The organism is Collinsella sp. AM13-34, from assembly GCF_003473055.1.
Classification (GTDB): Bacteria; Actinomycetota; Coriobacteriia; order Coriobacteriales; family Coriobacteriaceae; genus Collinsella.
In genome coordinates this window covers 67,692-92,933 of record NZ_QRLE01000004.1, presented here as the reverse complement: position 1 = coordinate 92,933, position 25,242 = coordinate 67,692, and the positions used below count along the sequence as shown (strand labels likewise).

At 59.9% G+C, this 25,242-nt stretch carries 26 protein-coding genes; 4 read left to right on the top strand and 22 right to left on the bottom strand.

The features are described from left to right. Positions 1-45 precede the first annotated feature (45 nt). Complete coding sequence (locus DW151_RS02460; RefSeq protein ID WP_118334258.1) at positions 46-927, bottom strand: aldose 1-epimerase family protein; 882 nt, start codon at positions 925-927, stop codon at positions 46-48. A gap of 157 nt (positions 928-1,084) precedes the next feature. Between DW151_RS02460 and DW151_RS02455 the strand changes: the two genes are divergently transcribed. Continuing rightward, positions 1,085-1,669 carry a flavodoxin domain-containing protein gene (locus DW151_RS02455; protein ID WP_233543297.1) on the top strand — a complete coding sequence of 195 codons (585 nt, stop codon included), beginning with the start codon at positions 1,085-1,087 and terminating at the stop codon, positions 1,667-1,669. A gap of 75 nt (positions 1,670-1,744) precedes the next feature. Here the strand turns inward: DW151_RS02455 and nagA are convergent, their stop codons facing one another. The 8 genes from nagA to DW151_RS02415 form a co-directional block, all read right to left on the bottom strand. Continuing rightward, complete coding sequence (nagA, locus tag DW151_RS02450; protein ID WP_117820891.1) at positions 1,745-2,914, bottom strand: N-acetylglucosamine-6-phosphate deacetylase; 1,170 nt, start codon at positions 2,912-2,914, stop codon at positions 1,745-1,747. 118 nt (positions 2,915-3,032) lie between these two features. Next, positions 3,033-4,199 (bottom strand): SIS domain-containing protein, encoded by a 1,167-nt coding sequence (locus DW151_RS02445; RefSeq protein ID WP_118334255.1) that lies wholly within the window; start codon positions 4,197-4,199, stop codon positions 3,033-3,035. Between the two features lie 114 nt (positions 4,200-4,313). Beyond that, entirely contained in the window at positions 4,314-5,045 is a 732-nt protein-coding gene (locus DW151_RS02440; RefSeq protein ID WP_022094608.1) for a GntR family transcriptional regulator, read from the bottom strand. 185 nt (positions 5,046-5,230) lie between these two features. Continuing rightward, positions 5,231-6,313 (bottom strand): PTS system mannose/fructose/sorbose family transporter subunit IID, encoded by a 1,083-nt coding sequence (locus tag DW151_RS02435; protein ID WP_022094609.1) that lies wholly within the window; start codon positions 6,311-6,313, stop codon positions 5,231-5,233. Next, on the bottom strand, positions 6,303-7,103 hold the full coding sequence (locus tag DW151_RS02430; protein ID WP_089572403.1) for a PTS sugar transporter subunit IIC: 801 nt from the start codon (positions 7,101-7,103) through the stop codon (positions 6,303-6,305). Before DW151_RS02430 ends, DW151_RS02435 begins: the two co-directional genes overlap by 11 nt. Positions 7,104-7,193: 90 nt before the next feature. After that, entirely contained in the window at positions 7,194-7,676 is a 483-nt protein-coding gene (gene agaV / locus DW151_RS02425; RefSeq protein WP_089572404.1) for a PTS N-acetylgalactosamine transporter subunit IIB, read from the bottom strand. 36 nt (positions 7,677-7,712) lie between these two features. Then, positions 7,713-7,994 carry a preprotein translocase subunit YajC gene (gene yajC, locus DW151_RS02420; protein ID WP_117583566.1) on the bottom strand — a complete coding sequence of 94 codons (282 nt, stop codon included), beginning with the start codon at positions 7,992-7,994 and terminating at the stop codon, positions 7,713-7,715. After that, positions 7,994-8,437, bottom strand: coding sequence for a PTS fructose transporter subunit IIA (locus DW151_RS02415; RefSeq protein WP_118334253.1), 444 nt, complete (start codon positions 8,435-8,437; stop codon positions 7,994-7,996). The genes yajC and DW151_RS02415 overlap by 1 nt, the downstream gene beginning before the upstream one ends. Before the next feature lie 703 nt (positions 8,438-9,140). Between DW151_RS02415 and DW151_RS02410 the strand changes: the two genes are divergently transcribed. Both DW151_RS02410 and DW151_RS02405 read left to right on the top strand, forming a co-directional pair. Continuing rightward, positions 9,141-9,779 (top strand): DUF2975 domain-containing protein, encoded by a 639-nt coding sequence (locus tag DW151_RS02410; RefSeq protein WP_118334252.1) that lies wholly within the window; start codon positions 9,141-9,143, stop codon positions 9,777-9,779. Between the two features lie 9 nt (positions 9,780-9,788). After that, entirely contained in the window at positions 9,789-10,025 is a 237-nt protein-coding gene (locus DW151_RS02405) for a helix-turn-helix transcriptional regulator (RefSeq protein ID WP_118334250.1), read from the top strand. Between the two features lie 110 nt (positions 10,026-10,135). On the opposite strand, the gene DW151_RS02400 is transcribed toward DW151_RS02405, so the two are convergent. The 13 genes from DW151_RS02400 to tmk form a co-directional block, all read right to left on the bottom strand. After that, positions 10,136-11,218: a hypothetical protein gene (locus DW151_RS02400; RefSeq protein ID WP_118334249.1), complete on the bottom strand. Its 1,083-nt coding sequence runs from the start codon at positions 11,216-11,218 to the stop codon at positions 10,136-10,138. 126 nt (positions 11,219-11,344) lie between these two features. Then, positions 11,345-12,430: an isocitrate/isopropylmalate dehydrogenase family protein gene (locus DW151_RS02395; protein WP_118334247.1), complete on the bottom strand. Its 1,086-nt coding sequence runs from the start codon at positions 12,428-12,430 to the stop codon at positions 11,345-11,347. Positions 12,431-12,436: 6 nt separating this feature from the next. Further along, positions 12,437-13,135 carry a HEAT repeat domain-containing protein gene (locus tag DW151_RS02390; protein ID WP_117564743.1) on the bottom strand — a complete coding sequence of 233 codons (699 nt, stop codon included), beginning with the start codon at positions 13,133-13,135 and terminating at the stop codon, positions 12,437-12,439. A 15-nt stretch (positions 13,136-13,150) separates the two neighbouring features. Continuing rightward, a complete protein-coding gene (locus DW151_RS02385) occupies positions 13,151-13,579 on the bottom strand; it encodes a hypothetical protein (RefSeq protein ID WP_117716283.1) in 429 nt (142 codons plus the stop codon). Positions 13,580-13,584: 5 nt separating this feature from the next. Further along, entirely contained in the window at positions 13,585-14,664 is a 1,080-nt protein-coding gene (locus tag DW151_RS02380; RefSeq protein ID WP_118334246.1) for an NAD(P)-dependent oxidoreductase, read from the bottom strand. Between the two features lie 98 nt (positions 14,665-14,762). Next, positions 14,763-15,716, bottom strand: coding sequence for a DegV family protein (locus DW151_RS02375; RefSeq protein ID WP_089572413.1), 954 nt, complete (start codon positions 15,714-15,716; stop codon positions 14,763-14,765). A 79-nt stretch (positions 15,717-15,795) separates the two neighbouring features. Continuing rightward, positions 15,796-16,380: a ribosome hibernation-promoting factor, HPF/YfiA family gene (gene hpf, locus DW151_RS02370; protein WP_035137685.1), complete on the bottom strand. Its 585-nt coding sequence runs from the start codon at positions 16,378-16,380 to the stop codon at positions 15,796-15,798. A gap of 317 nt (positions 16,381-16,697) precedes the next feature. Beyond that, positions 16,698-17,690, bottom strand: a complete 993-nt coding sequence (locus tag DW151_RS02365) for an ABC transporter substrate-binding protein (protein WP_158571640.1) — start codon at positions 17,688-17,690, stop codon at positions 16,698-16,700. Positions 17,691-18,441: 751 nt separating this feature from the next. After that, complete coding sequence (locus DW151_RS02360; RefSeq protein ID WP_118334243.1) at positions 18,442-19,551, bottom strand: hypothetical protein; 1,110 nt, start codon at positions 19,549-19,551, stop codon at positions 18,442-18,444. Between the two features lie 10 nt (positions 19,552-19,561). Further along, complete coding sequence (locus DW151_RS02355) at positions 19,562-20,368, bottom strand: double zinc ribbon domain-containing protein (RefSeq protein WP_233540049.1); 807 nt, start codon at positions 20,366-20,368, stop codon at positions 19,562-19,564. Positions 20,369-20,470: 102 nt separating this feature from the next. Next, positions 20,471-22,171 (bottom strand): regulatory iron-sulfur-containing complex subunit RicT, encoded by a 1,701-nt coding sequence (locus tag DW151_RS02350; protein ID WP_118334241.1) that lies wholly within the window; start codon positions 22,169-22,171, stop codon positions 20,471-20,473. Then, the gene (locus DW151_RS02345) at positions 22,162-23,289 is read right to left on the bottom strand and encodes an ATP-binding protein (RefSeq protein ID WP_118334240.1); all 1,128 of its coding nucleotides are present in this window, start codon (positions 23,287-23,289) and stop codon (positions 22,162-22,164) included. Before DW151_RS02345 ends, DW151_RS02350 begins: the two co-directional genes overlap by 10 nt. A 1-nt stretch (position 23,290) precedes the next feature. Then, a complete protein-coding gene (gene tmk, locus DW151_RS02340; RefSeq protein ID WP_118334238.1) occupies positions 23,291-23,974 on the bottom strand; it encodes a dTMP kinase in 684 nt (227 codons plus the stop codon). Positions 23,975-24,200: 226 nt separating this feature from the next. On the opposite strand from tmk, the gene DW151_RS02335 reads away from it, so the two are divergent. Beyond that, complete coding sequence (locus DW151_RS02335) at positions 24,201-25,184, top strand: zinc-ribbon domain-containing protein (protein ID WP_118334237.1); 984 nt, start codon at positions 24,201-24,203, stop codon at positions 25,182-25,184. The last annotated feature ends 58 nt before the right edge of the window (positions 25,185-25,242 follow it).

The following is a 25,242-nucleotide window of genomic DNA, read 5'->3' as shown; positions in this document are numbered from 1 at the left end:
CTCGCAGGCTCCTTGTGCCTCGCGATACGAGTCGACAAAACGGAATTACAGAATCTCAATCGTGAACGAGCGAACGACGGTCTCCTTAGGCTTGGCGACAAGGCAGCCGCGCTTGTGCTCAAGCACGTCATCCTCATCGGAACAGGTCGAAAGGCCGCCCCAGGGCTCAACTGCCACAAAATCGCCCTCGGGCTTACTCCACACAATGAGATACGGGAAACCCTTAAAGCTCAGGCGAACGCCCTTGTCCTCGCCCTTCTTGGAAAGCGTGACCTGACGGCTCTCAAGCACGTCAAAGATGGTCTCCGCAAAATCGAAGAGCTCATGCGACAGGGGCAGCGTCTTTCCCACCATGGGGTTCTTTGAACGATTAGCTACATCAATCAATCCGGTCGAGGGCACGGCGGTGCAAAGCTCCGCAGCCTCGTCTTTCTCGAAGCGCAACTCGTAGTCCGTATAGGCCTCGCCCTCGTCGAGCGGGCACCTAAAGCCGGGGTGTCCACCAATAAAGAACGGCATGTCCTCGGTGCCCTCGTTGGTCACCTCATAGGAAACGCGCACGGCGGCGTCCTCGAGCGTATAACGGGCGACGAGCTTAAACGGGTACGGATAATCGCTCAGCAGCGCGGCGTTATCCTCCGAAGCCAGGCACATCGCCAGCTCGTTCTCGCCTTGGCTCTGCAGCTTCCACTCCTGCTTGCGCGCAAAGCCGTGGCGAGCGAGCTTTACATGATGCCCGGCAAACGTCATGGCGCTACCATCGCGCAAGCCTCCGCAAATCGGGAAGCAAATCGGTGCCTGGCCGGACCACACGGCGGGATCGCCCTGCCACAAATACTCGCGACCTCCGGCCTCAATCGAGGTAAACGAGCCACCAGCCGTGGAAACCTTAATAGAAATCGAATCGTTGGAGAGAGCGTATTCCATTACCCATCCTTTCGAACAACTGCTTTATTTCACGCAAGCGCCCGTTTCAATCCTAACCATAGAACAAACCCGCACGCTCATCGATGCGTCCGGTATCCCGGCCATGCAACGGGGTACCATACAGACATTGATGCAATTACAGCTGAAAGGCCTTCTTATGCGAACCATCATCCTCTATGCCTCACGTCACCACGGCAATACGAAAAAGCTCGTAGACGCCATCGTCGAGGCGCACCCCGAAATCGATACCCTCGACGTGAAGTCACTCGGGAAAAACGAATACCCCGACCTGCACGAATACCATCTGATCGGCGTCGCCACGGGCATCTATTACTCCGAGATCGACAAGGACATGGCACGCGTGCTCACTAACGTGCTGCAGCCGCAGGACAAGGTGTTTGGCCTTATGACCTACGGTGGCAAAAACAAGTGGTACGGCAAGGATATCGATGGTATCTGCCGCATGAGGCAGGCCATCTTTATGGGTGTCTACGGCTGCCCCGGCTTTGACACGTGGGGGCCGTTCAAGCTCGCTGGCGGTGTCCAAAAGGGACACCCGACCGCTGAGGAAATTAAGGGCGCCGTCGACTTCTTCGACAAGATCGAAGACGAGTATGGCGACATCATCGTCGAAGAGTACGCCAAGCGCGAGAAGCGCCTAGCATACGAGAAGGAGCATCCTGCAGGAGGCCTGGTGGCCGGCATTAAGCGCACGGCAAAGAAGATCGCTAACAAGCTGTAACTGTAAAGGTGCTTTTGAGCGTTTAACCCATACGGCGGGTCCGAGCAGATTCGGGCCCGCCGTCTTTTTCTATCGTTACTCGGTAAAGGCGTTGCCGACGCTCTGGCCGCCAACATACGTCTCGACGAGGGTGAGCTCACGGTCGAACACGACAAAGTCGGCGTCGCGACCCGGCATGATGCTGCCGCACTTATCCTCGATGTGCGCGGAGCGCGCCGGCACCTCGGTTGCCATGCGAATGGCGATATCGGCGCTGGCGATGCCCCAGTCGACGATGTTCTTGACGCCCTGGGCAAGCGTGAGCACCGAGCCGGCAATGCTCTTGCCGTCGGCGAGCCAGCACAGGTTGTCCTTCATGATGACGTCCATGCCGCCACTGGTGTAGCTGCCCTCGGGCATGCCGCCGCAGCCCAGGCAGTCGGTGATGAGCACCGTATGCTGCCAGCCCTTTGCCTGCAGCAGCGCCTTGATGGCGGCAGGGTTCACGTGCTTGCCATCACAGATGATCTCGGCGTAGGTCTCGGGCGTGGACATGGCAGCACCCACGACACCGGGCTCACGGTGATGCAGACCGCGCTGGCCGTTATAGGTATGCGTAAAGCAGCTGGCGCCGGCGTTGATGGCGGCGATGCACTCATCGTAGGTGGCGTCGGAGTGACCGATGCTGGTCACCACACCCTTGGCGTTCAAAGCAGCCGCATAAGCAGGGGCACCGTCGCGCTCGGCCGCCATGGCGCTCTTAACGATGCGGCCGCCCGCAGCCTCCTGCCACTGATCGAAGACCTCCTCGGAGGGGTCGATCAGATAAGCGGGGTTCTGCGCGCCCACGTGCTTCATGGTAAAGAAGGGGCCCTCCAGGTAGATGCCCTGAATGCGAGCACCGCAGAAGTCGGGGCCGCGGCCTTCGTCAGCCTGGGCGATGGCGGCGCAGGCGTCCTTAATCTGCTCGACGCCATCGGTGAACGTCGTGGGCAGCCAGCTGGTGGTACCACGACGGGCGAGCTCGGTCGAGCTGATATCGATGCCCTCGGGATCGTTATCGGTAGTCGAGTGGTTATAGAAGCCATGGATGTGGGTGTCGACCATACCCGGTGCGATCCACGATCCCGTGTAGTCCTTAATCTCGCAAGAGGGCTCGTCGGCCTGCCAGGCGCCAAAGACGCCATCCTCGACCATAAGATAGCCGCCCAGTTGCGGACCTGCCGGCAAGAAGAACTTGTCAGCCTTAATTGCGTACGTGCTCATATGCACTCCTTGCTTCTAAAGCAGTTGACCGTGGTGATACTTATACCCGGTTCAAGTAAAAACAAAAAGCGCCCGCCCGCCGTTATGAGCGGACGGGCGCCCTTACAGGGGGACGCGATTAAGCGGTGAAGGGGTGAATCGTCACGCCCTTAACCACGCGGTTGACCGTGCCGGTGGGGCTCGGCGTATCGGGCGTGTTGCCCACGCGCACGGAGTTGAGCAGGCTGATAGCCTGAGCAAACATCACGAACGGCAGAGCAAGGTAACCCTCGGGGAGTGCCTCATGGCCCTTAAAGGTGAAGGACTCACCCTCGTAGACAGTAGCGCCATCCTGCTGAACGGCAACGGTGTGCTGAGCGATCTTGTCGCCACCGATCTCGTTGAGGATGTCGATGTCGTACTGACGGGTGTAGGCGTCGTTGTTGACGAACACGAACACGAGGGTCTTGTCGTCGACGAAGGACTTGGGTCCATGACGATAGCCCATGGAGGTGTCGTAGGAAGTAGCGACCAGACCGTGAGCGAGCTCGAGGATCTTGAGCTGGCTCTCCTGGGCAAGGCCACCGAAGGAGCCAGAGCCCAAGTAGGTCACGCGGTTGAAGTCGCCAGCCAGGTAATCGGCGATCTCAGGCTCACGAGCGATGACCTCCTCGCCCATCTTGGCGATGGTCTCGACCCACTCGGCCTTCTGCTCGTCAGAGGCAGTGTCGAAAATAAGAGTGGAGAGCAGGGTCATGCAGGAATAAGAACCGGTCATGGCGAAGCCCTTGTCGTCGGCGCGCGGAATGAGCAGCGTCAGCGCGTTGGGATCATCGGCAGACTCAACGGCGAGCTTGCCCTCGGGAGCGCAGGTGATGTTGAGGAACTTGACGTTGTGGACGAGCTCCTTGGCAACGGCAACGGCGGCAAGGCTCTCGGGGCTGTTGCCAGAGCGGGCAAAGGAAACCACGAGCGTGGGATCCTCGGCGCGCAGGAAATCGCGCGGAGCGCTCACGATGTCGGTCGTGGCGATGGGCTTAAAGTCGTAGAGATCAGTGTTGCCAGCGTGACGCAGGTACGGGGCGCAGGTATCGCCAACGTAGTCGGACGTACCGGCACCGGTGAAGACAACGGACAGACGGCCCTCGCCCATAGCACGAGCCTCGGCCAGGAAGGTCTCGATGGCCTCCTTGTTCTCGCGATAGATGTTGAGCGTATCACGCCAAAGCTCGGGCTGCTGGGCAATCTCGGCCGTGGTGATCTGGGCGCCGAGCTCGGTGAGCTCCTCGACACTCTTCTCGAACATTTCTAATACCTCTCTCTAGAAGTAATCCTCTGACGTGCAATTATACACTTCGGTTGGTTATCTGGTAGTAACCAGTTAAATGCAAAGAATCACCATATGGAAACGATGCGGACACTAGTTGCTACGCTGGTGGTAAACCTTGTATTTAAACTGATCGGCACGAGCAACCGAGAGTGTATACTCCACAACCTCGTTTGACTCGTTATACGTAGTCCTGACCAAATCGAGCACAGGCGAGCCCTCGACAATTCCCAAAAGGTGGGCGTCGGTGGGACGGGCTATGCTCGCATAGAACTCCTCTTCAGCCACGCGTATCTTTTGCTGAAAGTCTTGCTCAATCACATCGTAAAGCGGCTTACGCTCCAGCAGCGGTCGCTTTAGGGACAGAAATTGACGAACCGGTAGATAGCTGCGTTCGACCATCATGGGCATGTTGTCGGCAGAACGAAGGCGCTTAAGCTTAAAAATGCGATCACCGATACGCAATCCCATATGCTCGGCCAGATTCTTATCGGCCTCCATCTCGCAAAACTCGAGAATCGTGGTCTCGGGTTCTCGACCCATCGCGCGCATCTGCTCGGTAAAGCTGTAGGACTGCATAAGATTGGTTGCTTTTGCCGAACGGTCGGTCACAAAGGTACCGCGACCGTGCTGCCGAACCACCAGTCCTAAACGCTCCAGTTCCTGCAGAGCCAAGCGTACCGTAGTGCGCGAGAGACCATAGCGCTCCGAAAGTTCGCGCTCGGAAGGAATCATGTCACCGGCGCGATATTCATGGTCAATCTTTTCGGTCAGAATATCGACCAGCTGATCGTACAGCGGCTGCTTACGCGCTCCGATCGCCATCCTATCCTCCCTTTTGCTCGAATTCGGCTAACTACCTAGGGTGTTAAGCATTATCGGTCTGCAACACCCGACTCATCAAGAAAACAAAAGCCGCGCGCTCTTTCGAGCACGCGGCTTTTAACATACACATGGCTTAAGGGGTCGGGGTGTGAGCCGCGCAGGGACACACCCCTCAAGCTAGAGCCTTACCAGATGCTCGGCCAGAGACCAAGCGGGCCAGCGCCCAGGATGCCCAGGACGAAGAGCAGCAGAATGCCCTTGGTCGGGGTCCAGCTGTGCTTAGCGAACATGTAGTAAAGCAGCAGCGTAAGCATAAGCGGGACGAGCTTCGGGACGATGGTGTTGAGGGTGTCGGCAACAGAGAAGTTGACCGGATCCTCGGTGACGGTGCCGTAGGTAACGGACTCCATGCCGTTGCCCAGATCGGTGACGCCGCACTCGACAGCGTTGCCGTCGGCATCGGAAGCGGTGAGGGCGTTGCCGTCCTCATCGGTCATGGCGATGGTACCGGCCTCAGCGGTCTCGGTATCGATGCCCTCCATACCGGTGAAGTTCTCGGCCTCCTTCTCGGAGACGATCACGGTAGTAGCGGAGAGGCCACGGGTGGTGCCGTTGGGGATCTGGAGGTTGATCTGGGTGCCACCCATGGTGACGACCAGGCAACCGACGACGAAGACGCCCATAATGGAAGCGGCACGCGTGAAGGCCTGCATGTTGGCAGTCAGAGCGTCAATAGCGCTGGTGCCAAGCTTGTAGGACCAGTTCATGAGCCAGAAGCGCAGAGCGAACTGGACGACGTTGAAGATCACCAGGAAGATGATCGGCGCAGCGGCATTGCCGTTGATGGCCATGTTGGAGGTGATGCCGGCCGTGATAGGCACGAGCGTCAGCCAGAACAGGGCGTCACCGATACCACCGAGCGGGCCCATTGCGGCGACGCGGACGGCGCGAATCGTGGGGATGTCAACCTTGTTCTGCTCGAGCGAAAGCACGATACCCATAACAAAGGTGACGAGGAACGGGTGAGTGTTGAAGAACTCCAGGTTGTGGCTCATGGAAGCCGCGAGGTCGTTCTTGTTGGTGTGGATCTTCTCCAGACCGGGGATGATGGAGTAAAGCCAGCCAGCGGCCTGCATGCGCTCGTAGTTGAACGATGCCTGCAGGAAGCAGGAGCGCCAAGCCATCTTGTTGAGGGTCTTCTGGTCGAGCTGCGGAGCAGGAGTGAGATCCTCGTAGTGCTCCGGGATCACATACTCATTAGATGCCATCTTCGAAGTCACCTCCGTCAGAAACAGCTGCACCCTTCAGCTCGGTCTGCTGCTGGAAGTCCCAGAAAGCGATGCCGAAGCCGATGAGAGCGAGGATGAGCAGGGCAGGGGTTGCCAGCGAATCGTTGGCAACGGTGATGAGCGCGAGGCCAAAGCCCATGAGGAAGAAGCCCCACATATCGCGGTTCATCATAACCTTGAGCAGGACGGCGAAGCCGACGAAGCGCATCATGCCGCCTGCAGCGGAGAGACCGGTCTGCAGCCAAGTCGGGATGGCGGAAGCGATGGTCTGACCGATGGTAGCGCCAGCGATAAAGAACAGGGTGACGACGACAGCGAAGATCAGGCCGAGCAGAGCCATGGCGAAGTAGTTCAGACGCTCGATACCCTTGGTGTCAGCGTTGTGGGCCATGTTGTCCGCGGAGGACATGAGCGGCGACATAAGCGTGAAGACCAGGGTAACGCCGAGCTGACCAAGCAGAGCGAACGGAATGGCAAGGCCGACTGCCGCGTTGGGCTCGAGGCCCGTAGCGATAGCGAGAATGGCTGCCATGATGCCGCCGATGACGGCGTTAGGCGGCTGAGCGCCTCCGATCGGCATGTTGCCGATCGTCATGAGCTGATAGGTACCACCCACGAGAAGACCGGTGTTGAGGTCGCCAAGGATAAGACCGATGACGGCGCCGGTGACGATGGGCTGATAGAGAGACTCGAGGAAGTTGAACTGGTCGATTGCCGCGACGAACGTGACGATGAAGACCAGAGCGACCTGGATGATCGAGTATTCCATCTTGCTCCTCCTTTCAAAATGTATGTACGCACTTTGGATTTCACGTACAGAGTGTCAGGGTTTCACTCCTGACAACGTGGATCACGAAGACTACGAGAAGAGCTTGCTCGTGTCCTCAACAGGCGTGCTCGGAACGCGCCTGATCTCCAACTCCACCCCCAATTCCTGCAGCTCTTTAAACGCAGCGACATCCTCGTCGTTAACTGCGACGGAGGTGGCGACTTGGCGCTTTCCTTCCGACATGTGCATGTTGCCGATGTTTACCTTCTTTATAGGCACACCGCCCTTGACGAGCGTAAGCACGTCTTCCGGTGTTTCGGCCACGATGAAGATCTTCTGGCGCGGGCTCGCCTTGCCGATGACGTCGATGGTCTTCTGCAGGGAGAAGAAACGCGTAGCGACGCCGGCGGGAGCGGCCATCTTCATGAGGTTCTGGCGCATGGTGTTGGTCGACACATCGTCGTTGGCGACGAGGATAAGGTTGGAGCCCAGGGTGGAGTTCCACTGGGTAGCGACCTGACCATGAACCAGTCGGTTATCGATGCGGGTAAGAAGAATGTTGGGTTCTGCCATGTTGATCAGCTTCCTTTCGTTATTTGCTGACGACAGTTACTTGATCTCCTGAATCGCGTAACGCGAAACATCTACAACGGCGCCGGATCGGACTTTGATCTGGACCTTCTCGCCTTCGATGCCTTTGACGGTTCCGTAGATACCGCCGGCGAAAAGAACCTCCTGACCCGGCTTGAGCTCCGTGTGCAGCTCCTTGAAGTACTTCTGCTTCTTCTTCATGTTGATTTGCGACCAGATGGTGTAAATCAAGCCCATGATGACAAGCAGGCCTAAAAGGGCGACCGAGGAGCTCAGGACGCTGGCTCCGAAATCGGCCATTAGATGCCGTCCTCGTCGCCGAAGACGTCCTCCTCGTCGGAGCCGACAACGGATGCGACCGTCTGGGCGGTGATGCCCGTCTGGCCAACGGTCACGGCCTGCTCGCCAAGCTCGGCGAGCGTGGCGTTACCGCGGAGGAACAGAAGCTCAATAACCATGGGAAGGTTGGTGCCGGTCAGGACCTCGACATTGTCGACATCCTGGGCGATCATCATCGACTGGTTGAACGGGGTACCACCAAGCAGGTCGGTAAAGACGAGCACGCCATCGCACTCCTCGCGCATGGCGGTAATAGCGGCGCGGAGATCCTCACCGTAGGAAGCAGCCTGGTCGCCCTCGAAAGGAACAACGGTAAAAGCGGGCTGGTCACCAGCGACCATAGCGATAGCGCTTGCAAGGCCGGGTGCGAACTGTCCATGACCGGTAAGAATAAAGCCAACCATTCAAATTTCCCTTCCGAAGGTGTGTACGATCTGAGTCCGATGATGTTCGGAAGCCAACGGGCAATCGCCCTTAAAGCTTCTTGGAAAGCGTTCTTTGAGAACCAGTGGTCTCTCAACTGGTAGTAACCACGTGACGTGTTGTTGTCACTATATCACCACAGAAGAGGTTGCTTTCGTTGATTCATACAGTAAAACGTTTTTGCACCGTTCACGGTAAAAAATCGACCGTTTACCGCTCGTTAACACTTCTACCTGCAGTTTTGAAACCATTTCGAAATGCTTTGGCAAAAGATCGGAACTCTTTTCGTGTCAATACAACGCAGGGCGGCTAAAAATAGCGTAAAGAAAAATTGCAGGTCATTGTGAAGATTTGTGAATTGGTCTTTTTGACTTAATACCAGTTAGAACCAGTTTAGAAATTATCGGTGAACGGTAGTTTTCGACCGTTCACCGGTTATTTGCATTCGTTTACGGCCGTTTTCCTAGATGAATTGGGGAGACCCGATGAAGCACTTGCGCGGTTGCAGGATATTTCAATACTCGTCCATCCCCCCGCGTGCCAAACTCCCACTCCCTGAATGTGCCATAAGCTCTCGCTATTCGTCTTACAAACATTACTTACTCTATTCTGTAATTGTTTATCGTTTATCGTTAAGTATGTTATAAGATTTAAGTATCATCCAAGACATTGGTTGGAGGAGCTATGATCCGCTGGAACGTATCCAAATCGAATGAAGCCATCGACCGTGAACAGGCAATAGCCAAACTGAGGAAGCTCACTCGCTACTGCAAATGGGCCACAATCTGCACCGCCGTGGCGCTCGCTCTGGGACTCCTCGCAGTCATTGCAATCTACGATCTACTCATATTGCCTAGCCTCTCCCAAGGGTTCTGTCTCCAATCCGTAGAGCTTGAGGCTGGCGAAGGGCCAATTCTCGCTCTCGTCGGCGCCGATGAACACACCCCTCTTATGCTTGTCGCGCACGACGGTCATACTGCCATAGGGAGCGCCATGATGACATGCCTTGCGTTTGCCATCGTGCTAAGCGCATACAGGTTTTTCTCCGCCATTGAAAAGGCGGGCAGGCCCTTTGACCTCGAATGCATCCGCATACTACGTCAAATAGGACATTTGTTCCTTATTGGCGGCGTTGCTGTGAAGCTTCTTGGTGCCATAGTCACGGGGCTGATACTCTCAGGATTTGGCGGCAACTTTACGGATGCGCTTGGCGGCCAGCACCTCGACCTCTCTATGGTCTTTGCAGGCCTGATTATTAGCCTGATTGCCAGCGTCTTCCAGTACGGGTGTATCCTGCAAAAACAAGATGACGAGTTGCTCTAGGGGGAATCCATGATTATTCTGCGGCTTGACCGCATGCTCGCCGAACGCAAGATCTCATCCAAAGAGCTTGCGGAACGCGTGGGCATCTCCCAGGTCAATATGTCACGCATTAAGACAGGCAAGGTTTCTGCCATACGTTTTTCAACTCTTGACGCGATATGCCGGGCACTCGACTGCCAACCGGGCGATGTTCTGGAATACATACCTGACGATGAAGCCGATAGCCTCTTTGGGCTTAAAGATTGATGGAAATTATTAAGCCTTCAGTAACTCCGACGCAAAAAGCCCGCTAGAACGGACGTTCTAGCGGGCTCAATCAGATATTTCGACTTCGCGCTCGAAAGCTCAGGCAATCTTTACGCAAACAGGCCGTAGATGCTGATGTTGGCCTTGGCGTAGAGGCCGTTAGCATACTCGGTCCACTTGGAGCTGGCGCTCGAAGCCTGCGAGGAATACTGCTGATAGGCGGTGTAATAGGCGGTCATGGCCTGCTTATAGGTAGCGCTATCGGCAGTAAAGGCATCGTCGGCAAAGGCCTTAGCGTAGGTGCCATCGGCGTCCTTCCAGGTGCCCTTCTCGCTATCCCACTCGTCGCCGGCAAGGTTGATGATGTAGTCGGCGTAGTCCTTACTCGCGGTCTCCTCGTTGCCGTCAGAAGGCTCGGTCGGGGCGGTCGGCATGCTTGCGGAGCTATCGCCCACCTTCTTCTTGTAGAGCTTCTGCAGCGTCGCGGACTGGCGGACGATCTGCTTGGCCTGGTCCTTGGACACGCCATACTGCGTGGCCATGGTGTCGTAGTCCGAGGTGCCGATAGAATCCTCGGCGTACTTCTTCATCTCCTTAGAGGAGACGGTAATGCCCTCGTCCTCGGCAGCATCGAGCAGAATCTTGTTGCGCACGTAAGACAGGATGACGTCAGCAGAGGGGGCGGTGTAGTTGCCGTTGCTATCCTTAACGGTATCGAGGCTGTACTGGCTCTCGATGGCCTCGCGCGCGGTGATATCGCTCTTCTTGCCGTTGTAGCTATAGCTTGCCACGGTCGAATCGAGCTGGTCCTCGGTGAGGGTCGACGAGCCGACACCCTTGCCGCCAAAGCCGCCATTGCCAATAAAGAAGCCGACCACCGCAGCAATCACGATGGCGACCACAAAGGCGGCAATCATCGTCTTCTTGTGCTTGGATGCGTGGTCGTCCGCGTCGGAATCGTCCTCGTCCTGCTCCTCGGGCATCAGATTCTCGTCAGCGGCATCCGCGGCAATCTGAGCCTCCAGACGGGCGTCCTCCTCCTCGGCCGTCGTACCAGCGGCAATATGCTCGGCAGACGTACCAGCGACCAGGTCGATCTTCTCGTCCTCATCACCGTCGGGGCCTTCGCCGCGCTCGATGATCTGGATGCCGTCGATCTCGTCCTTCTCGTCCTTCTTTTGAATCAAACCCATATCGGTTACTCCTTGTTAGGAAACATAGTCCCCAATAGAATACGCCCGACAGAACGCCGGGCGTATTGATTCTTAGGTTATACGCAAACACTTAAGTACTATTTAGGCGTTTGCAGCGTGCATACCTTAGGCCAGGTGCGCGATAACGGCATCGGCAAAGGCCTGCGTGCCCACGGCACCCTCAACGGAGCCGGTCTGGGCACGACGCACGTCGCCGGTAACCTGCTTGCCCTCGTCGAGCGTGGCGGAGACGGCGGCGCGAATACGATTGGCGGCGTCGTTCTCGCCCAGGTGATCGAGCATCATCGCGGCAGACAGGATCTCGGCCGTGGGGTTGGCGATATCCTTGCCGGCGATATCGGGCGCGGAGCCGTGCGTAGCCTCAAAGATGGCGCAGTCGGCGCCGATGTTGGAACCCGGAGCCATGCCTAAGCCGCCCACCAGACCAGCGCACAGGTCGCTGACGATGTCGCCGTACAGGTTTGGCAGCACCAGGACATCGAAGTCGTTGGGGTTCTGGACCAGACCCATGCAGGTGGCGTCGACGATCTTGTCGTTGAACTCAATATCGGGATAGTTAGCGGCCACCTCGCGCGCAACGCGCAGGAACAGGCCGTCGGTCGCCTTCATGATGTTGGCCTTGTGCACGGCCGTCACCTTTTTGCGGCCGCAGCGGCGGGCATACTCAAAGGCATACTCCACAATACGGCGGCTCTTGGCGATAGAGATGGGCTTGATCGAGATCGCGGAATCGGCGGCGAAGGTCTTTTGGCCCGAACGCTCGACGAGCTGTGAGAGCTCCTCGACCTCGGCAGCGCCCTCATCGAACTCGATGCCGGCGTAGAGGTCCTCGGTGTTCTCGCGCACGATGACCAGGTCGACGTCGCGGAAGCGCGAGCCGTCACCCGGCTGCGACAGGCAGGGGCGCACGCAGGCGTACAGGTCGAAGTGCTTGCGCAGGGCAACGTTAACGCTGCGGAAGCCCGTGCCGACCGGCGTGGTGATGGGGCCCTTGATGGCAACCTTGGTCTCGGCGACCGCATCGAGCACATGTTGGGGCAGCGGCGTGCCAAACTCGTCCATGACGCCGGCACCGGCCTCCTGGACGTTCCAGTTGATCTGGACACCGGTGGCCTCGACCACGCGGCGCATGGCCTGCGTAATCTCGGGACCGATACCGTCACCGGGAATCAGGACTACATCGTGCGCCATAATCTGTTACTCCTCGTCTTCGGCGTCGTCAGATTTTTTTACGCTAGCACGCTTCTTCTTTTTGGAGAGATCCAGGCCAAAACGTTTAACAAGCATTTCGCAAATCTCGCTCGAACGCGCCTTGAGATAGCTGCCCTTGCCGTTCTCGGCATCGAACTTAAGGCGCAGCGCAAGCTTCTCGGCAACCTCGGCGTCGATCTCGCCCTGGCAAAACTCGTACAGGCAACCGAGCATGTCGCGATACTCAAGGTCGCCGTGGTAGCACTGGATGGCCTCGTCCAGGATGGGCCAAGCTTCGCGCGAACGCTCGACGCTCGTGGCACCCCACACGCACAGCAGGCGGAAGGCGGCATAGCGCAGCGTGGAAGAGATCTCGTCGAACAGTGCGGTCTCGGCGCCCTCAAAGGCATCGCCCAGCTGCTCGGGGCAGGTGGTGGCGAGCGCCGTCAGGGCATCGAGGGCCTCCCAGCGGGTCTGCGCCTCGGGGCGGTCGAGCGCCTCGATCAGCGCGGGTACGCAGGGCACGACGCGCTGCGGATCGCGCTCGGCAAGCAGGTGCAGCACGCGGGCGGCAAACTGGCGGATGCGGCGCGTGGGGCAGCCGAGCTCCTGGACCAGGCGGTCGACGGCGTTCTCGTTCTCCTCTGCCAGCTGGAGCTGTGCCAGCTCCTCGTCGGTGAGCTGTTCGTCTTTATTTTCTGCCATAGTTACCTCTTCTTACTATTTCTTAGCATGCTTGCCAGCACCCTTGCTGTCATCGGTGACCGAGATGAGCTGTCGGTCGGCCGCGCCATTGCGACGTGCACGGCGGCGTTCCTCGGCATCGCCCGCGTCGGCGGCGGCGCGGTGAGCCTTGTTGACGTTAAAGACCTCGTCGTGCTTGCGCCACGGGCCGACGGACTCGCCAAAGCTCATCTTAAGGCCGGCGATAAAGCCGCCAAGCCAGCCGATCGGCGCAAACTGCACCAGCGGGAACAGCGAGAACACCCAGGTCAGCAGGACGACTGCCGCCGCTCCCGCAAAGTTGGCGATCCAGTAGTCGCGCTTGGTGATGACGCGCTTTTCGCACGCCCACTGGCCGCACAGAAAGCCGATGTATATCGCAAAGAGAAAGAGCGCCAGCGCAAGCACCACGAACGTCCAGCTCATGGGCGCTACTCCCCGTGATGGTGGCCGCAGCAGCACTCGTGGCCGTCGTCATGGCCGTGGCCACCGCAGCACTCGTGGTCCTCGCCATGGTGATGGCCACAACCGCACTCATGGTCCTCGCCGTGCTCGCCGCAACCGCAACCTTCCTCGTGAGCGCCATGCTCCTCGGGACGATACTGCGACCAGTCCAGACCGGCGGCGATGGCATCGGCCTCCTCCTTATAGAGGACCGTGATGGCCTGGGTGCCCAGCTTGGCGCCACCGATAGCGTCGAGCATGTCGTAGAGCGTAAAGGCCACGTCGGCGCCGGGCAGCGCGAGCTCGCGGTCATCGGCGTAGGCGAGCGCCAGACGCAGGTCCTTAATGAAGTGCTCGACCATAAAGCCGGGTTTGTAGTCGCCATCGAGCGCCTTGGGCGCCAGGCTCTCCATGGCGCCGGACTTGCCGGTGCCGCCCAGGATCATCTGACGGGTCTTCTCCAGATCAAGGCCGCTCAGCTCGGCAAACGCCAGCGCATCGGCCATGCCGACCATGCAGGCGCCCAGCGACACCTGGTTGGCGAGCTTGGCAGCCTGGCCCTTGCCAGCACCGTCGAAGCAGCAGACGTTGGCCGCGAAGGTGGCAAGGATGTCGCGGACTGGGGCGATATCGTTCTCGGTGGCGCCCACGATAGCCGTGAGCGTGCCGGCGATAGCACCAGACTCGCCGCCGGTGACGGGGCAGTCAAACGCCATGCGACCAGAAACCTGGGCGGCCTCGGCAATGTCGCGCGCCAGCTCGGGGGAGCTCGTGGTGAGGTCGATCAGCACCGCGCCCGGCTTGGTGCACGCGAGCAGGCCGTCGCCCGCCAGGTAGAGCTCCTCGACCTCGGAGGGATAGCCCACCATGGTAAAGACGACGTCGGCGTTCGCCACGGCATCTGCCGGCGTATCGGCCCAGACTGCGCCGTGCTCGATAAGCGCCGCCGCCTTGGACTTAGTGCGGTTGTTGACCGTGACGGGATAGCCGGCATCCAGGATGTGGCCGGCGATGGGGGCACCCATGATTCCGGTGCCGATGAATGCGACGGAGAGCTTGTTTGCCATGAAACCTTTCCTTTTGGGTTGGGTGTTGTTACCAGGTTGAATACTCGGTGCCAGCGTTTGGGCTGTGAGTTGGGATCGATTACGGCCGCGTTACTTGCCTACTGACCGCGCACGCGGCGGGCGATGCGGTCGGAAAGCGACGCCTTGTCGGCGCGGTTCTTGCCCCAAAACGCGCAAGCCACCATGCCGGGGCCCACGTGCGAGCCAATGGTGGGGCCCACAGAGCTGCGGATGATGGTCACGTCGGCGCAGCCTTCCTCCTTGCGGATGGCGGCCTCGAGCCAGTCGCCGTCCTTTTCGGCATCGGCCGTCATAATGGCGATGGGCATGGTGCGATCGGGCACATAGTTCTCGCGGAACGACTTGAGAATGGACTTGAGCGCCTTCTTGCGACCGCGGTTGACGCCGATCAGCGACAGCGAGCCGGCCAGGTCGTAGGACAGCTCGGGTTTGACGTCGAGCTTTGCCGTGAGCTGTGCCGCCGCGGGCGGAATGCGGCCGCCGGCAGCCAGCGCGTCAAAGCTCTCGAGCGTAAAGTAACCGTGGACATAGGTCTTGGCCTCGTTTGCCCAGTCGACCAGCTGCTTGGCGGTCAGTCCCGCCGAACGCTGGCGCACGGCCTCAAGCGCCAAGAGCTCGCCGGTCGCACAGGGCAGAGCGTTGTCGACCACGTACAGCTCAAAGTTGGGATACTCGGCACGCACGGCGTCCGCCGCCTGGCACGCGGAGTTGTAGCTCGACGACAGCGCCGAGGTAAAGCACAGGTAGACCGTGGGCGTACCCTCTTTGGCGCACTCGGTAAAGAACTCGATATAGCGACCGAGCGACACAGCCGAGGTGGACACGCGGGCACCAGCGCGCATGCGGTCGTAGAACTCCTTGGGTGTGATGCTCGACCAGATGTCATCCGTGCGCTCCTCGCCATCGATAATGAAGGGGAAACCCAGGATATCGACATCGAGGTTCGCGGCGACCTCGGGGCTAAAGTCGCAGCAGGTATCGACGACGATGCGGCAACGGTCCGAATGACCGGCGGATGCGGCCTTGTCCATCAAAGCGACTCCTTACGTAAAAAGGCGGCCACCCGCATGGGATGGCCGCCAACCGTTAACTCATGCAAGTTAACGTATTTTACTCGTCAAGTGTTTCGATGCGGGGCTTGATGATGCCATATCCACCATTCTTACGGTGATACACCACATTGATGAGACCGGTCGTCGCGTTCTCGAACACGTAGAAGTCGTGGCCCAGCAGATCGGTCTGCACCAGCGCCTGCTCCTCAGTCATCGGGGTGACGTCGATAACCTTCTCGCGGACGAGCAGGTCGTCCTCCTCCTCGGGCAGCAGCAGGTCGGCCAGATCCTCGACGCGCTCGACCGGCGCGACATCCGCGGCGCTGGCACCGCCCTGGCGGTTGTCCACGACCTTGGTCTTGAACTTACGCAGCTGGCGGGTGACCTTATCGGCGGAGAGGTCGATGGCGGCGTACATATCTGCACCGTGCTCGGCAACGCGAATCACCGAACCGCGGGCACGAACCGTAACCTCGACGATTGCCGGGTTGGGGTTCGAGGGGTTCTTCTCATAGCGAAGTACAACGTCGACCGTCATGGGCTCGATATCGAAAACCTTGAGCGCCTCGCCGATCTTCTCATCCACATGCGCACGCAGAGCATCGGTTACCGTCGTCTTGCGTCCAGAAACCTTGATATCCATACGTGGCTCCAATCTGCCTCGGGGACTTACTGTACTGGCTATGTACCCATTGCCGTGCATTTAATCACGCGGATTCCCAAAGACCCGAATAACGATTGCTTGATACCGCATACCGAAGTCTCGCACTTTTCTGTGGCAAAGTGCGCTATAGGAGGGAGCCAGCGACTTTGTATTTGGTCCCGAAAATTGGCTTTGACCTGCTGGTTTTATAGAGATGAAAAAGCCGGGCTCCCCTATTGGGAAAGCCCGGCAGTGCGTGTTGAAACCGTGAAGAGGCGTCTCTCCTAGCGCATAGGAGACGCCACCCCTAGCAATAACTAGCTATTAAGCTTGTTAATGTCGTCGTCGGTGATGGTGTCTTCCTGGCTGGACGATTTGTCTTCGGAGGATGCGGTCTCATTGTTGGAATCGGAGGACTCGCTGCCGGAGGATGCGGAGCCAGACGACTGAAGGTTGACACCAGATACTGTCTTAGTGGTGAGGTCGTAAGGCATCGTGCCATACCAGACGCAGTGGACCGCCTCAAGCGTACCGTCGACCGTGATGCCGTCGAGGGCATCGCTCACGGCACGGCACAGTTCGTCATTGGACGAGAGGCCCGCAACACCAAGCGTCGAGGGTGCCTCGAGCGCACCGACATAGGAGATCTCGCTCATCAGGCGTGCAAGGTAGCCGCCGGCCGTGGAGTCGCAGATCACATAGTCGACTTCGCCGGACTCGAGCGCCTCAAAGCACTCGTTGATGTTGGGGTAGGTCTTTTGGTTGGCGGTGATGCTCTGCTTAGCAAGCGCCTCCTGCGAGGCCGAGGACATCTGGACACCCAGAGTAGACGTGTTAAGGGTATCGGTGGAAACGTTTAGCGACCCACCATCGCTGGTTCTACCGAACACGGAAGCGGCATCGTACAGGCAGGTGCCGAGCGAGCTAACGTCCCCATCCGTGGAGTTGATCTCGCCGATAAAGATATCAGCCTTTTTGTCACCGAGCGCGGAACCTGCCGAGGACGCATCGACAAAGGCGACCTTAAGGCCCATGCGGCTTGCGAGGGCGCGGGCAGCGTCGACTGCATACCCCGTGAGCTCGCCGTCAGCGCCCTGCATGGCCTGCGGCGCATCGGAGGTATCGAGGGCAACCGTCAGGGTACCGGGGGTGACCAGGGCATCATCCGACACCGCGGGCGTGACGGTCTCGTACTCGATCTGGTCGATCGTGGGAGTCGTGAACGTAGACAGCGGGTTGAACGCGCATCCGCTCAGGCCCAAAACGGCGATGACCGCTGCGGTCCCAGCACCTAACCGAGCCGCGTGCATCAAGCTACCCCTCACCATGTCCACTACCCTGCCTTCTGTGTCGTATACGATCCGTGCGTTGCACGAAATATCAGATTGTTCCCACCAGCTGACCTGGTATTTGACCCCACACTTGCGCACCGGGGTGTTTGCTCGGGAGGCCGCAGCCACCTTCACGACTGGCCCGCTCGCCCGCGAGGCGGTATTGCCCCAAAGAAAGTAGAACGGACGGTGCGGCTTACATCTAGGACGCGCCATGATCGCGCCGCGCGCACGCGGTCGCTTACGTGGATCCCTTTGACCGCGTCTGTCTTGGACTAGGACGGGCATTTCGTCCGTCCGCAACCACAGCCTGGTAGGAACGTAGCGCATTATAGCTAAGTTCAAGCTAAAGTTTAAGGTTAGGGGCGTCATTCGCATCGCGAGTACAGATTTCGCAGGTCGGAGTGGGCTATTCGTGCCCCTGTGAAGCCCGGAGCTCCCCCTATGGGGAGCTCCGGGGCACCCTTCCTAGGGTGCTGCGGCCAAAAAATGGCAAATATGAGTACTGTCACCAATTTAGTAACAGGCAATTTTGGCCTCTCGGACAGATTATGCGCTCAGTGTCGCCAACCTGATGCTTAGTTATTCTACATTTGTTTATTATCTTCTTACTTTATGACGCCCCCGAGTCCTAAATTCCTTGATTTTGCTGTTACTGATTTAGTGACAGTACTCATATTTGCCATATTTTGGCCAGGGCATATGATTAACCCCCTATTTTCGACGTGAATTAGACCGGCTTAAGCCCAAAACACGCCCGCAGCGTGTTAAGCAACGCCTCTTGCTTCTTCCTGCGGGCATCGACACGATTCCGGTACCGCTTTCGCATACGCTGGTGGATGCGCCATGCGAGCGCTTCCATCGCTTCCATGTCGCAGAGCATTTCGTTGTTGACCGTCGCGACCTCGATTCCCATAGTAATCAAGCCCGTGTTGCGTTTTTCATCATGGATACGTCCCCTCCGGGAGGAATGGCCCAGCTCACCGTTGTATTCCAGGTCAAACCGGGCTGCCTCTTGATACGCATCGCAAACTGCATGAGGCATCCCCGAGATTGCCTGCGCACGGTCATCGAACTCGATCTTGTAGTCGGTCTTAAAAGGTCCGCAGGCAAACCCGCCATAGGAAAACGGAAGCGAAAACAGGGCGAGCATGATGCACTCCATGGGCGAGCGCAGGTTTTCCGAAAGATAGGGACACAGACGCTGCAGCTGTTTGGCCGCGGTCCCCTTGCATACCGCGAGATAATCTGCCAGACGATCGGGCATCAGCACCGGCTCAACCTCAAAGTAGCCCACATCTGCTGGCTGGTCCTTGTCCTTTGCAAGTTTATTCGTAACAGGCGAGGTGTAGGGAGGCAGATACTTCCCGCGGTCACTCAGCGAAATCTTAGAGCACAGCTCCTGGGCCAGGGCAAACGCCTGGATGCAGCCGACCTCGCGGGCGACGGCAACACAAAGGGCCTCGGGAGATAGACTGTACACCCCCGGTTCCACCTCTAGAATCGAGCCGGCGGGCAACCCAGAGCATACGGACCAGCCCACGTCAGGCATGCGGCGGCGCTGCGCCGCAGATCCCACCAGCAAGCAAAGATCTTCTTGCACCTCGCCGCTTGCGGCCCCAATCCGCACCAAGTCGGGAAGATAGATGTCCTCGGTCGAGGGCGACGACGTGCACAGCACACGGCGCTCTTCATCGGGATCGAGGTCCCTCCAGCTGATGTAACCCATTTGTCGGCGCTCGGCGCGCATCATGCGTAGCGCCGAGGCGCCTGTTAGGATTACGGAAGCCGCTAGCTGTTCGCCTGTCGGCTCGTTGCGCCGCTCAATCTTCACTGCCACAAAACCACCCCTACCAAACACGTGCGATAGCAAGGCCATCGACTGCCGCAGCGCCGGCACGCTTGAGCTCCGCCGAGGCTGCTGCCATGGTCGCGCCCGTGGTGATAACGTCATCGATAAGCAGTAGGCGGCGGCCGTGCACGTCCTCAACCGTCTCGTACATGCCTTGGGCACGCTCGCGACGCTCCTCACGACCGAGTTCGCGCTGGTCGCCATGCCCGTACTTGACGAGGGCATCGAGCAGAGGAACACCCGACAGCTCGCAAAATGGGCGCGCAATGGCCTCCATATGATCAAAACCGCGCCGCCGAAACGCTGCCGCCGTCGCAGGCACAAACACCACCGCATCCGCACCGGACAGCACACCTCCTAAGCGATCGGGCGCTACGACCTGGGCATGCAGGGCGGTGTCGTAGAGCAGCTCCGCCAGATACGGCGCCAGGCGTCGCTCGCCCGCGTCCTTGTACGCTTTAATGATGCGCGGCAGCGGATGCGCATAGACGGAGCACGCCAGGCAGCGGTCGAGCGCCTCCGCCATTGCCGAGGACGTGCCCTCGACCGAACACTCAGTGCACAGCAAATCCCCAAACGGGGCACCGCATCGGGTGCAGCTATGACGTGGGTCGATGAGCGTGAGCGCGGCCAGGCAGTCTTGGCAAATAAGCGCACCGGCGCGCTCGCAGCCGGCGCATCGTGTTGGCGACAATGCCTCGAGTGCCTCGCGTGCCGCCCGCTCGGCAAACGGCAGCAATTCGTCCGCAAACGGTAGGGCGCCGGCACCCTGCAGACGGCTCAATTTGTTCAGATGGCTCTTCAAGACACAGCCCTCCCTACGTTCGGTCGCAGGGAGGGTTGTTGATTCAGCGCTATGGTACCCCGACGCGATTGGGGTAAGGCGGGTTAAATCCGCTCGCGGGCGTTATTCGCCGGCGGGCGGTTGTGGTGCAGACGAAGACGGGGTCGAGCCCTCGCCACCATCCTGGCGCGGCTTGCGGGAACGGCGACGACGACGGCGCTTTTGACCCTGGTCGGCCGAGCCCTCGCCACCGCGATCCTCGCGCGGCTCGCGCTCGTCGCGAGCGGCGCCACGCGAAGCCTTGGCAGCCGCTCCCCCGCCATCTCCGGGACGACGGCGCGTGACCTTGACCTCACCATCCGAGACCTGATCGGCAACGGAGGGCACTGAGGGCTTCTGTTGCGTGCCCGAGGAATGGCGACGGCGCGGACGCGGCGCGCGCTCATCCTCGCCACGTGACTTGCCGCCCTTGTCGGCAGGCGCATCGGAGGCCGAGGGACCCTTGGAAGCGGCACCGGTCTCGCGAGCAGCTGCGGCGCGGAAGGCATCCTCGCGCTCCTCGCTCGACAGGTGACGGCGGCGACGACGCGTGGGGTTCATACCACCGCCGCGATTCTGCTGCTGGGGCTGCTGAACCTCGCGCTCGCGGGAGGCGTTCTTGCCTGCAGCTGCAGCCTCGCCGACATCGCCCGAGCCCGCGCGCTTGCGACGACGACGGCCACCGGCGGCCTCCTCGGCCTCAGGCGTTGCGGCATTGCCACGGCCCTTTCCGCGGCCACGGCCCTCGCCCTGCCCCTGACCGGCGCGAGCATCGGAATCGGCATCGCGACGACGGCGCTTGGGCATCGACGTACCGGCCAGACGGTCGGCGCTCGACAGGCCATCGCCCACGTCGACGCCGTTCTCGCGGTCGAGCTCCATGAGCGCCAGGCGCATCTCGGGCGACTCGATGCGCTCGAGCACGTCGCGCGTCACGCAGTCGGGGCGGCAGTTGCAGCCCTGCTCGGCGGCCTTCTTTTTGCAGCCCTCCGAGCAGGTCATATCGGCCAGGTTGACCTTAAAGACCTTGCCGTTCTCCAGGCGCAGCACCAGCTGCTCACGCGGCGTGTCATATTCCTGAATACGCGCCTTGCCGAGCGGCGTATCGATGAGCGTCTTCTTTTTGGGCGCACGGCTCTTAAAGTCCTTGTACGCTTCGAACTCATAGCGCAGGCAGCACATCAGGCGGCCGCAAACGCCGCTGATCTTGGAGGAATTGAGCGGCAGGTCCTGCTCTTTTGCCATGCGGATCGAGACGGGCTCAAACTGTCCGCCAAAGCGCGTGCAACAGAGCTCCTGGCCGCACTGGGCATAGCCGCCCACCAGGCGAGTCTCGTCGCGCACGCCGATCTGGCGCATGTCGACGCGAATGTGCAGCGTCGAGGACAGATCCTTGACGAGCTGGCGAAAATCGACGCGCTCCTCGGCCGCAAAGTAGAACACGGCCTTCTCGCCGCCAAACAGGTACTCGACGCCGACCGGCTTCATCTCGAGGTCGAGTTCTTTGACCAGACGGCGGAAATCGACCATGGCCTCGTCGCCCTGGATGGCAAGATCGTCGGCAAGCTGCAGGTCAATGTCGCTCGCCACGCGCAGCACGGGCTTGAGCGGCTGACCGATCTCGTCTTGCGGCACCTCGAAGGGATCGGCCGTAACCAAGCCGATCTCGGTTCCGCGCTCGGTGGAGCAAATGGCATAATCGGCCTCGAGGATATCCAGGTCCTGCGGGTCAAACCACAGGTCGCGCGAGGCGTAGGTAAACTTAACGGGTACGACTAACGGCATTTCAGTGCCTTCCTGATATCGAACAGCATGACCTCGATGGCCAGCTGGGGAGTAACGTTTCTGGCGATGTTGCGCTCGGCGGTCGCGACCGCCTCGAGCGCCTGGGTGGCACCCGCAACATTGGTCGCGGCGGCAAGCCGACCGATCGTGTCGCGCACATCCTCGTTCACCACGTCGGCTGCCTCGTCCTGAAGTGTCAGCAGCACGTCGCGCATGAGCGTCCGCGCGCTCGCCAGCGCTTCCATGATACCCGAACGCTCGCGCGCGTTGAGTTCGCGCTTGTTGCGGTCCTCAAGCTGCTTCAATGCTCCACGCGACAGGTAGTCGGCGTTTTGCTCGAGTACCTTTTCCTGCGTGGACTTGACCTCGGCGAGCGGCGCCTTAACGGCGACGATGAGCGACTTGGCGCGACTGAGCACGTCGGCCTCGTCGGCGGCGATGAGCGAGTCGATGGCGCGAACCATCTGACGGCGAGCATCCTGGCGCTCGGCGCTCTTAAGAAACTCGATGCCGCGTGTGGGGCTTCCCGCCACGGCGACCGCCATGCGGCAACGCGCAGGGTCCTGACCGGTGGCGCGGCTCACGGCCTGCGCGGCGACGGCGGGCGACACCAGCCGAAACGGCACGCACTGGCAGCGGCTCACGATGGTGGGCAACATCACGTCTGCCGAGGTGCCCAGCAAGATAAACATAACGCCCTCGGGCGGCTCCTCGAGCGTTTTGAGCAGTGCGTTGGCGGTGTTGGCACGCAGTTGCTCGGCACGGTCGATGATGTAGACCTTGGCCTTGGCGCGGATGGGCGCCAGCGGCACGTCGTCGAGCAGCTCGCGGGTCTGGGCAATGAGGTAGCCCGTGGCGCTCTCGGGCGTGTAATAGTGAACGTCGGGATGCGTATGGCGAGCAACGCGCACGCAGCTGTCGCATGCGCCGCAGCCATCCTGCTCGCACAGGAAGGCTTGGGCGAGCGCCCACGCGGCGTCGAGCTTGCCCGCGCCGGGCGCTCCCAAGAACAGATAGGCGTGCGATGCGCGACCGCTGGCGACGGCGTTGGTCAAAAAGTCGCGCACGCGCTCTTGGGTATCGAGCTTGGCGAGCAAGCTTGTCTGCGCGGGGGCCATGCTACTCGGCCTCCTGGGCAAGCGCGGCGGCGACGGCGTCCTGGGAAATATCGAGGCCGTAGGCACGAACCTGCTCGACCGTCTTCTCGAAGACTTCCTCGATGGTCGCGGTGGCGTCGATGAGCTTTACGCGGTTTGGCTCCTCGGCGGCAATTGCGCAAAAGCCCTGGTAGACACGCTCTTGGAATGCCATGCCCTTTGCCTCCATGCGATCTGCCGCACCACGGGCTGCCATGCGCAGCGCCGCCTGCTCGGGCGTGATGTGGTAGACGAGTGTGAGCGCCGGGTGCGTACCCGCGACGGCCAGGTTGTTGGCATCTCGCACCATCTGGCGATCAAGGCCGTCGGCAAATGCCTGATAGCAGGTTGTGGAATCGTAGAAGCGGTCGCACAGGACCACCTTGCCGACAGCAAGGGCGGGCGCGATGACCTCGTGCACCAACTGAGCGCGTGCCGCCTCGTAGAGCAACAACTCGCAAGTGTCGCCCATCGCTGTATTGGCGGGGTCGAGCAGCAGAGCACGGATCTTTTCGCTGATGGCGGTACCGCCCGGCTCGCGCAGGCTCACAACCTGGTAGCCAGCGAGTTCGAGCGCGCGGGCAAGCAGGCGCGCCTGCGTGGACTTGCCGGCGCCATCGACGCCCTCGAGCGTGATAAAGCTATGTTGAGCGGGCTCAAAAGCCATGGGCGCAGCCCCTTCCTACAAGGCGCGTAAATGCGAGTTATAGCAACCAAGCCATGATACCCCAGTGCTCGGCGCGTCCCAAACCCCACCTAGCCAATGGCTACTCAGGCAGCAGTTAGGGACGTTCCTAAACTGCCGGCCGAAAAGGAATGTCCCCAACTGCCGGCTTTTTGGGGTGCTGGGTATAATCGTCGTATTGCATTGAAATGTGGCGAAAGGAGTGGCAATGTCTCGGTATTGCGCCTCGTGCGGCAAACTTCTTGCAGATGATGCCAAGTTCTGCACCTCGTGCGGTGCACCCGTTGAGCAAACAACCGCGAGCGATAGCCAGCCCGCTTTTGAGCAGACCGGTTCCCTCGATACGCCGCAAGCCAAGGCGGACGACCCCCTCGCCTATCGCCCCGACCCCGCCGCAGGCCCCGCGGCCGTCGAGACCACGCAGCGCATACCCGTCGCGAGCGGCTCGCCCCAACAGCAGCCGGCTCCCGCATACGCGCCCGCTTCGCCACAGACCCCCGCTCCCAAAAAGAGCGGCACCGGGCCGCTTATCGCCGTTATCGTTGTGCTGGTGGCGATCATCATCGCCCTGGTCGTTTTCTTTGTGATCAAGCCTTTCGACAACGCCGCCACGCAGACGACTACCGAGGTAGCTAAGCTGCACCATGACGTCGACGACGATGACCTAAAGCCTCTCGGCGATCCCAACAGCCTGTACGACGATGATGACGATGACGACGAGGATGGCGGCGAAGCAACGCTCTCCGAACAGAACCTCTACCGCCGACTGAGCGAATACTACGACTTGCTCGAAGACCTCGACAACTACGTCCGTGGCGACGCGCAGAACTTCAACGGCAGCTATCTGGAAGAAGATCGCACCACCCGTCAAAATCTCGCCGACGTCGCCGAGCGCACGGAAGACACCATCGAGCAGTACTACGATATCGTCGAGGACCTGGACGTCCCGACGAGCTCCAAGAACTACAGCTCCTGGAAGGACATCGTGGCGCTGTACGACGACCTGGATCACCGCATCGACGCAATCTGTGATGCCTGGGAGATCAGCCTGAAATACGCCAAACCTGCGGACCACAAGAATGAGATCGTGGCACCGCTGTCACGCGACAACGTGGCGGGCACCAATGACAATAAGTACCGCCTAGACTTTGAGGAGCGCTATCCCGGCGCCAAACCCGTCGAAGTGAACTAGTCGCATGCGACGTTCTCAAACGACTAGTCATTAAAGAACGTCCCCAATGACTGCCTAG

Coding starts and splice junctions, on each gene's coding strand:
- DW151_RS02460 (WP_118334258.1), bottom strand. CDS start 927: ATGGAATACGCTCTCTCCAACGATTCGATTTCTATTAAGGTTTCCACG.
- DW151_RS02455 (WP_233543297.1), top strand. CDS start 1,085: ATGCGAACCATCATCCTCTATGCCTCACGTCACCACGGCAATACGAAA.
- nagA (WP_117820891.1), bottom strand. CDS start 2,914: ATGAGCACGTACGCAATTAAGGCTGACAAGTTCTTCTTGCCGGCAGGT.
- DW151_RS02445 (WP_118334255.1), bottom strand. CDS start 4,199: ATGTTCGAGAAGAGTGTCGAGGAGCTCACCGAGCTCGGCGCCCAGATC.
- DW151_RS02440 (WP_022094608.1), bottom strand. CDS start 5,045: ATGGCGATCGGAGCGCGTAAGCAGCCGCTGTACGATCAGCTGGTCGAT.
- DW151_RS02435 (WP_022094609.1), bottom strand. CDS start 6,313: ATGGCATCTAATGAGTATGTGATCCCGGAGCACTACGAGGATCTCACT.
- DW151_RS02430 (WP_089572403.1), bottom strand. CDS start 7,103: ATGGAATACTCGATCATCCAGGTCGCTCTGGTCTTCATCGTCACGTTC.
- agaV (WP_089572404.1), bottom strand. CDS start 7,676: ATGGCAGAACCCAACATTCTTCTTACCCGCATCGATAACCGACTGGTT.
- yajC (WP_117583566.1), bottom strand. CDS start 7,994: ATGGCCGATTTCGGAGCCAGCGTCCTGAGCTCCTCGGTCGCCCTTTTA.
- DW151_RS02415 (WP_118334253.1), bottom strand. CDS start 8,437: ATGGTTGGCTTTATTCTTACCGGTCATGGACAGTTCGCACCCGGCCTT.
- DW151_RS02410 (WP_118334252.1), top strand. CDS start 9,141: ATGATCCGCTGGAACGTATCCAAATCGAATGAAGCCATCGACCGTGAA.
- DW151_RS02405 (WP_118334250.1), top strand. CDS start 9,789: ATGATTATTCTGCGGCTTGACCGCATGCTCGCCGAACGCAAGATCTCA.
- DW151_RS02400 (WP_118334249.1), bottom strand. CDS start 11,218: ATGGGTTTGATTCAAAAGAAGGACGAGAAGGACGAGATCGACGGCATC.
- DW151_RS02395 (WP_118334247.1), bottom strand. CDS start 12,430: ATGGCGCACGATGTAGTCCTGATTCCCGGTGACGGTATCGGTCCCGAG.
- DW151_RS02390 (WP_117564743.1), bottom strand. CDS start 13,135: ATGGCAGAAAATAAAGACGAACAGCTCACCGACGAGGAGCTGGCACAG.
- DW151_RS02385 (WP_117716283.1), bottom strand. CDS start 13,579: ATGAGCTGGACGTTCGTGGTGCTTGCGCTGGCGCTCTTTCTCTTTGCG.
- DW151_RS02380 (WP_118334246.1), bottom strand. CDS start 14,664: ATGGCAAACAAGCTCTCCGTCGCATTCATCGGCACCGGAATCATGGGT.
- DW151_RS02375 (WP_089572413.1), bottom strand. CDS start 15,716: ATGGACAAGGCCGCATCCGCCGGTCATTCGGACCGTTGCCGCATCGTC.
- hpf (WP_035137685.1), bottom strand. CDS start 16,380: ATGGATATCAAGGTTTCTGGACGCAAGACGACGGTAACCGATGCTCTG.
- DW151_RS02365 (WP_158571640.1), bottom strand. CDS start 17,690: ATGCACGCGGCTCGGTTAGGTGCTGGGACCGCAGCGGTCATCGCCGTT.
- DW151_RS02350 (WP_118334241.1), bottom strand. CDS start 22,171: ATGCCGTTAGTCGTACCCGTTAAGTTTACCTACGCCTCGCGCGACCTG.
- DW151_RS02345 (WP_118334240.1), bottom strand. CDS start 23,289: ATGGCCCCCGCGCAGACAAGCTTGCTCGCCAAGCTCGATACCCAAGAG.
- tmk (WP_118334238.1), bottom strand. CDS start 23,974: ATGGCTTTTGAGCCCGCTCAACATAGCTTTATCACGCTCGAGGGCGTC.
- DW151_RS02335 (WP_118334237.1), top strand. CDS start 24,201: ATGTCTCGGTATTGCGCCTCGTGCGGCAAACTTCTTGCAGATGATGCC.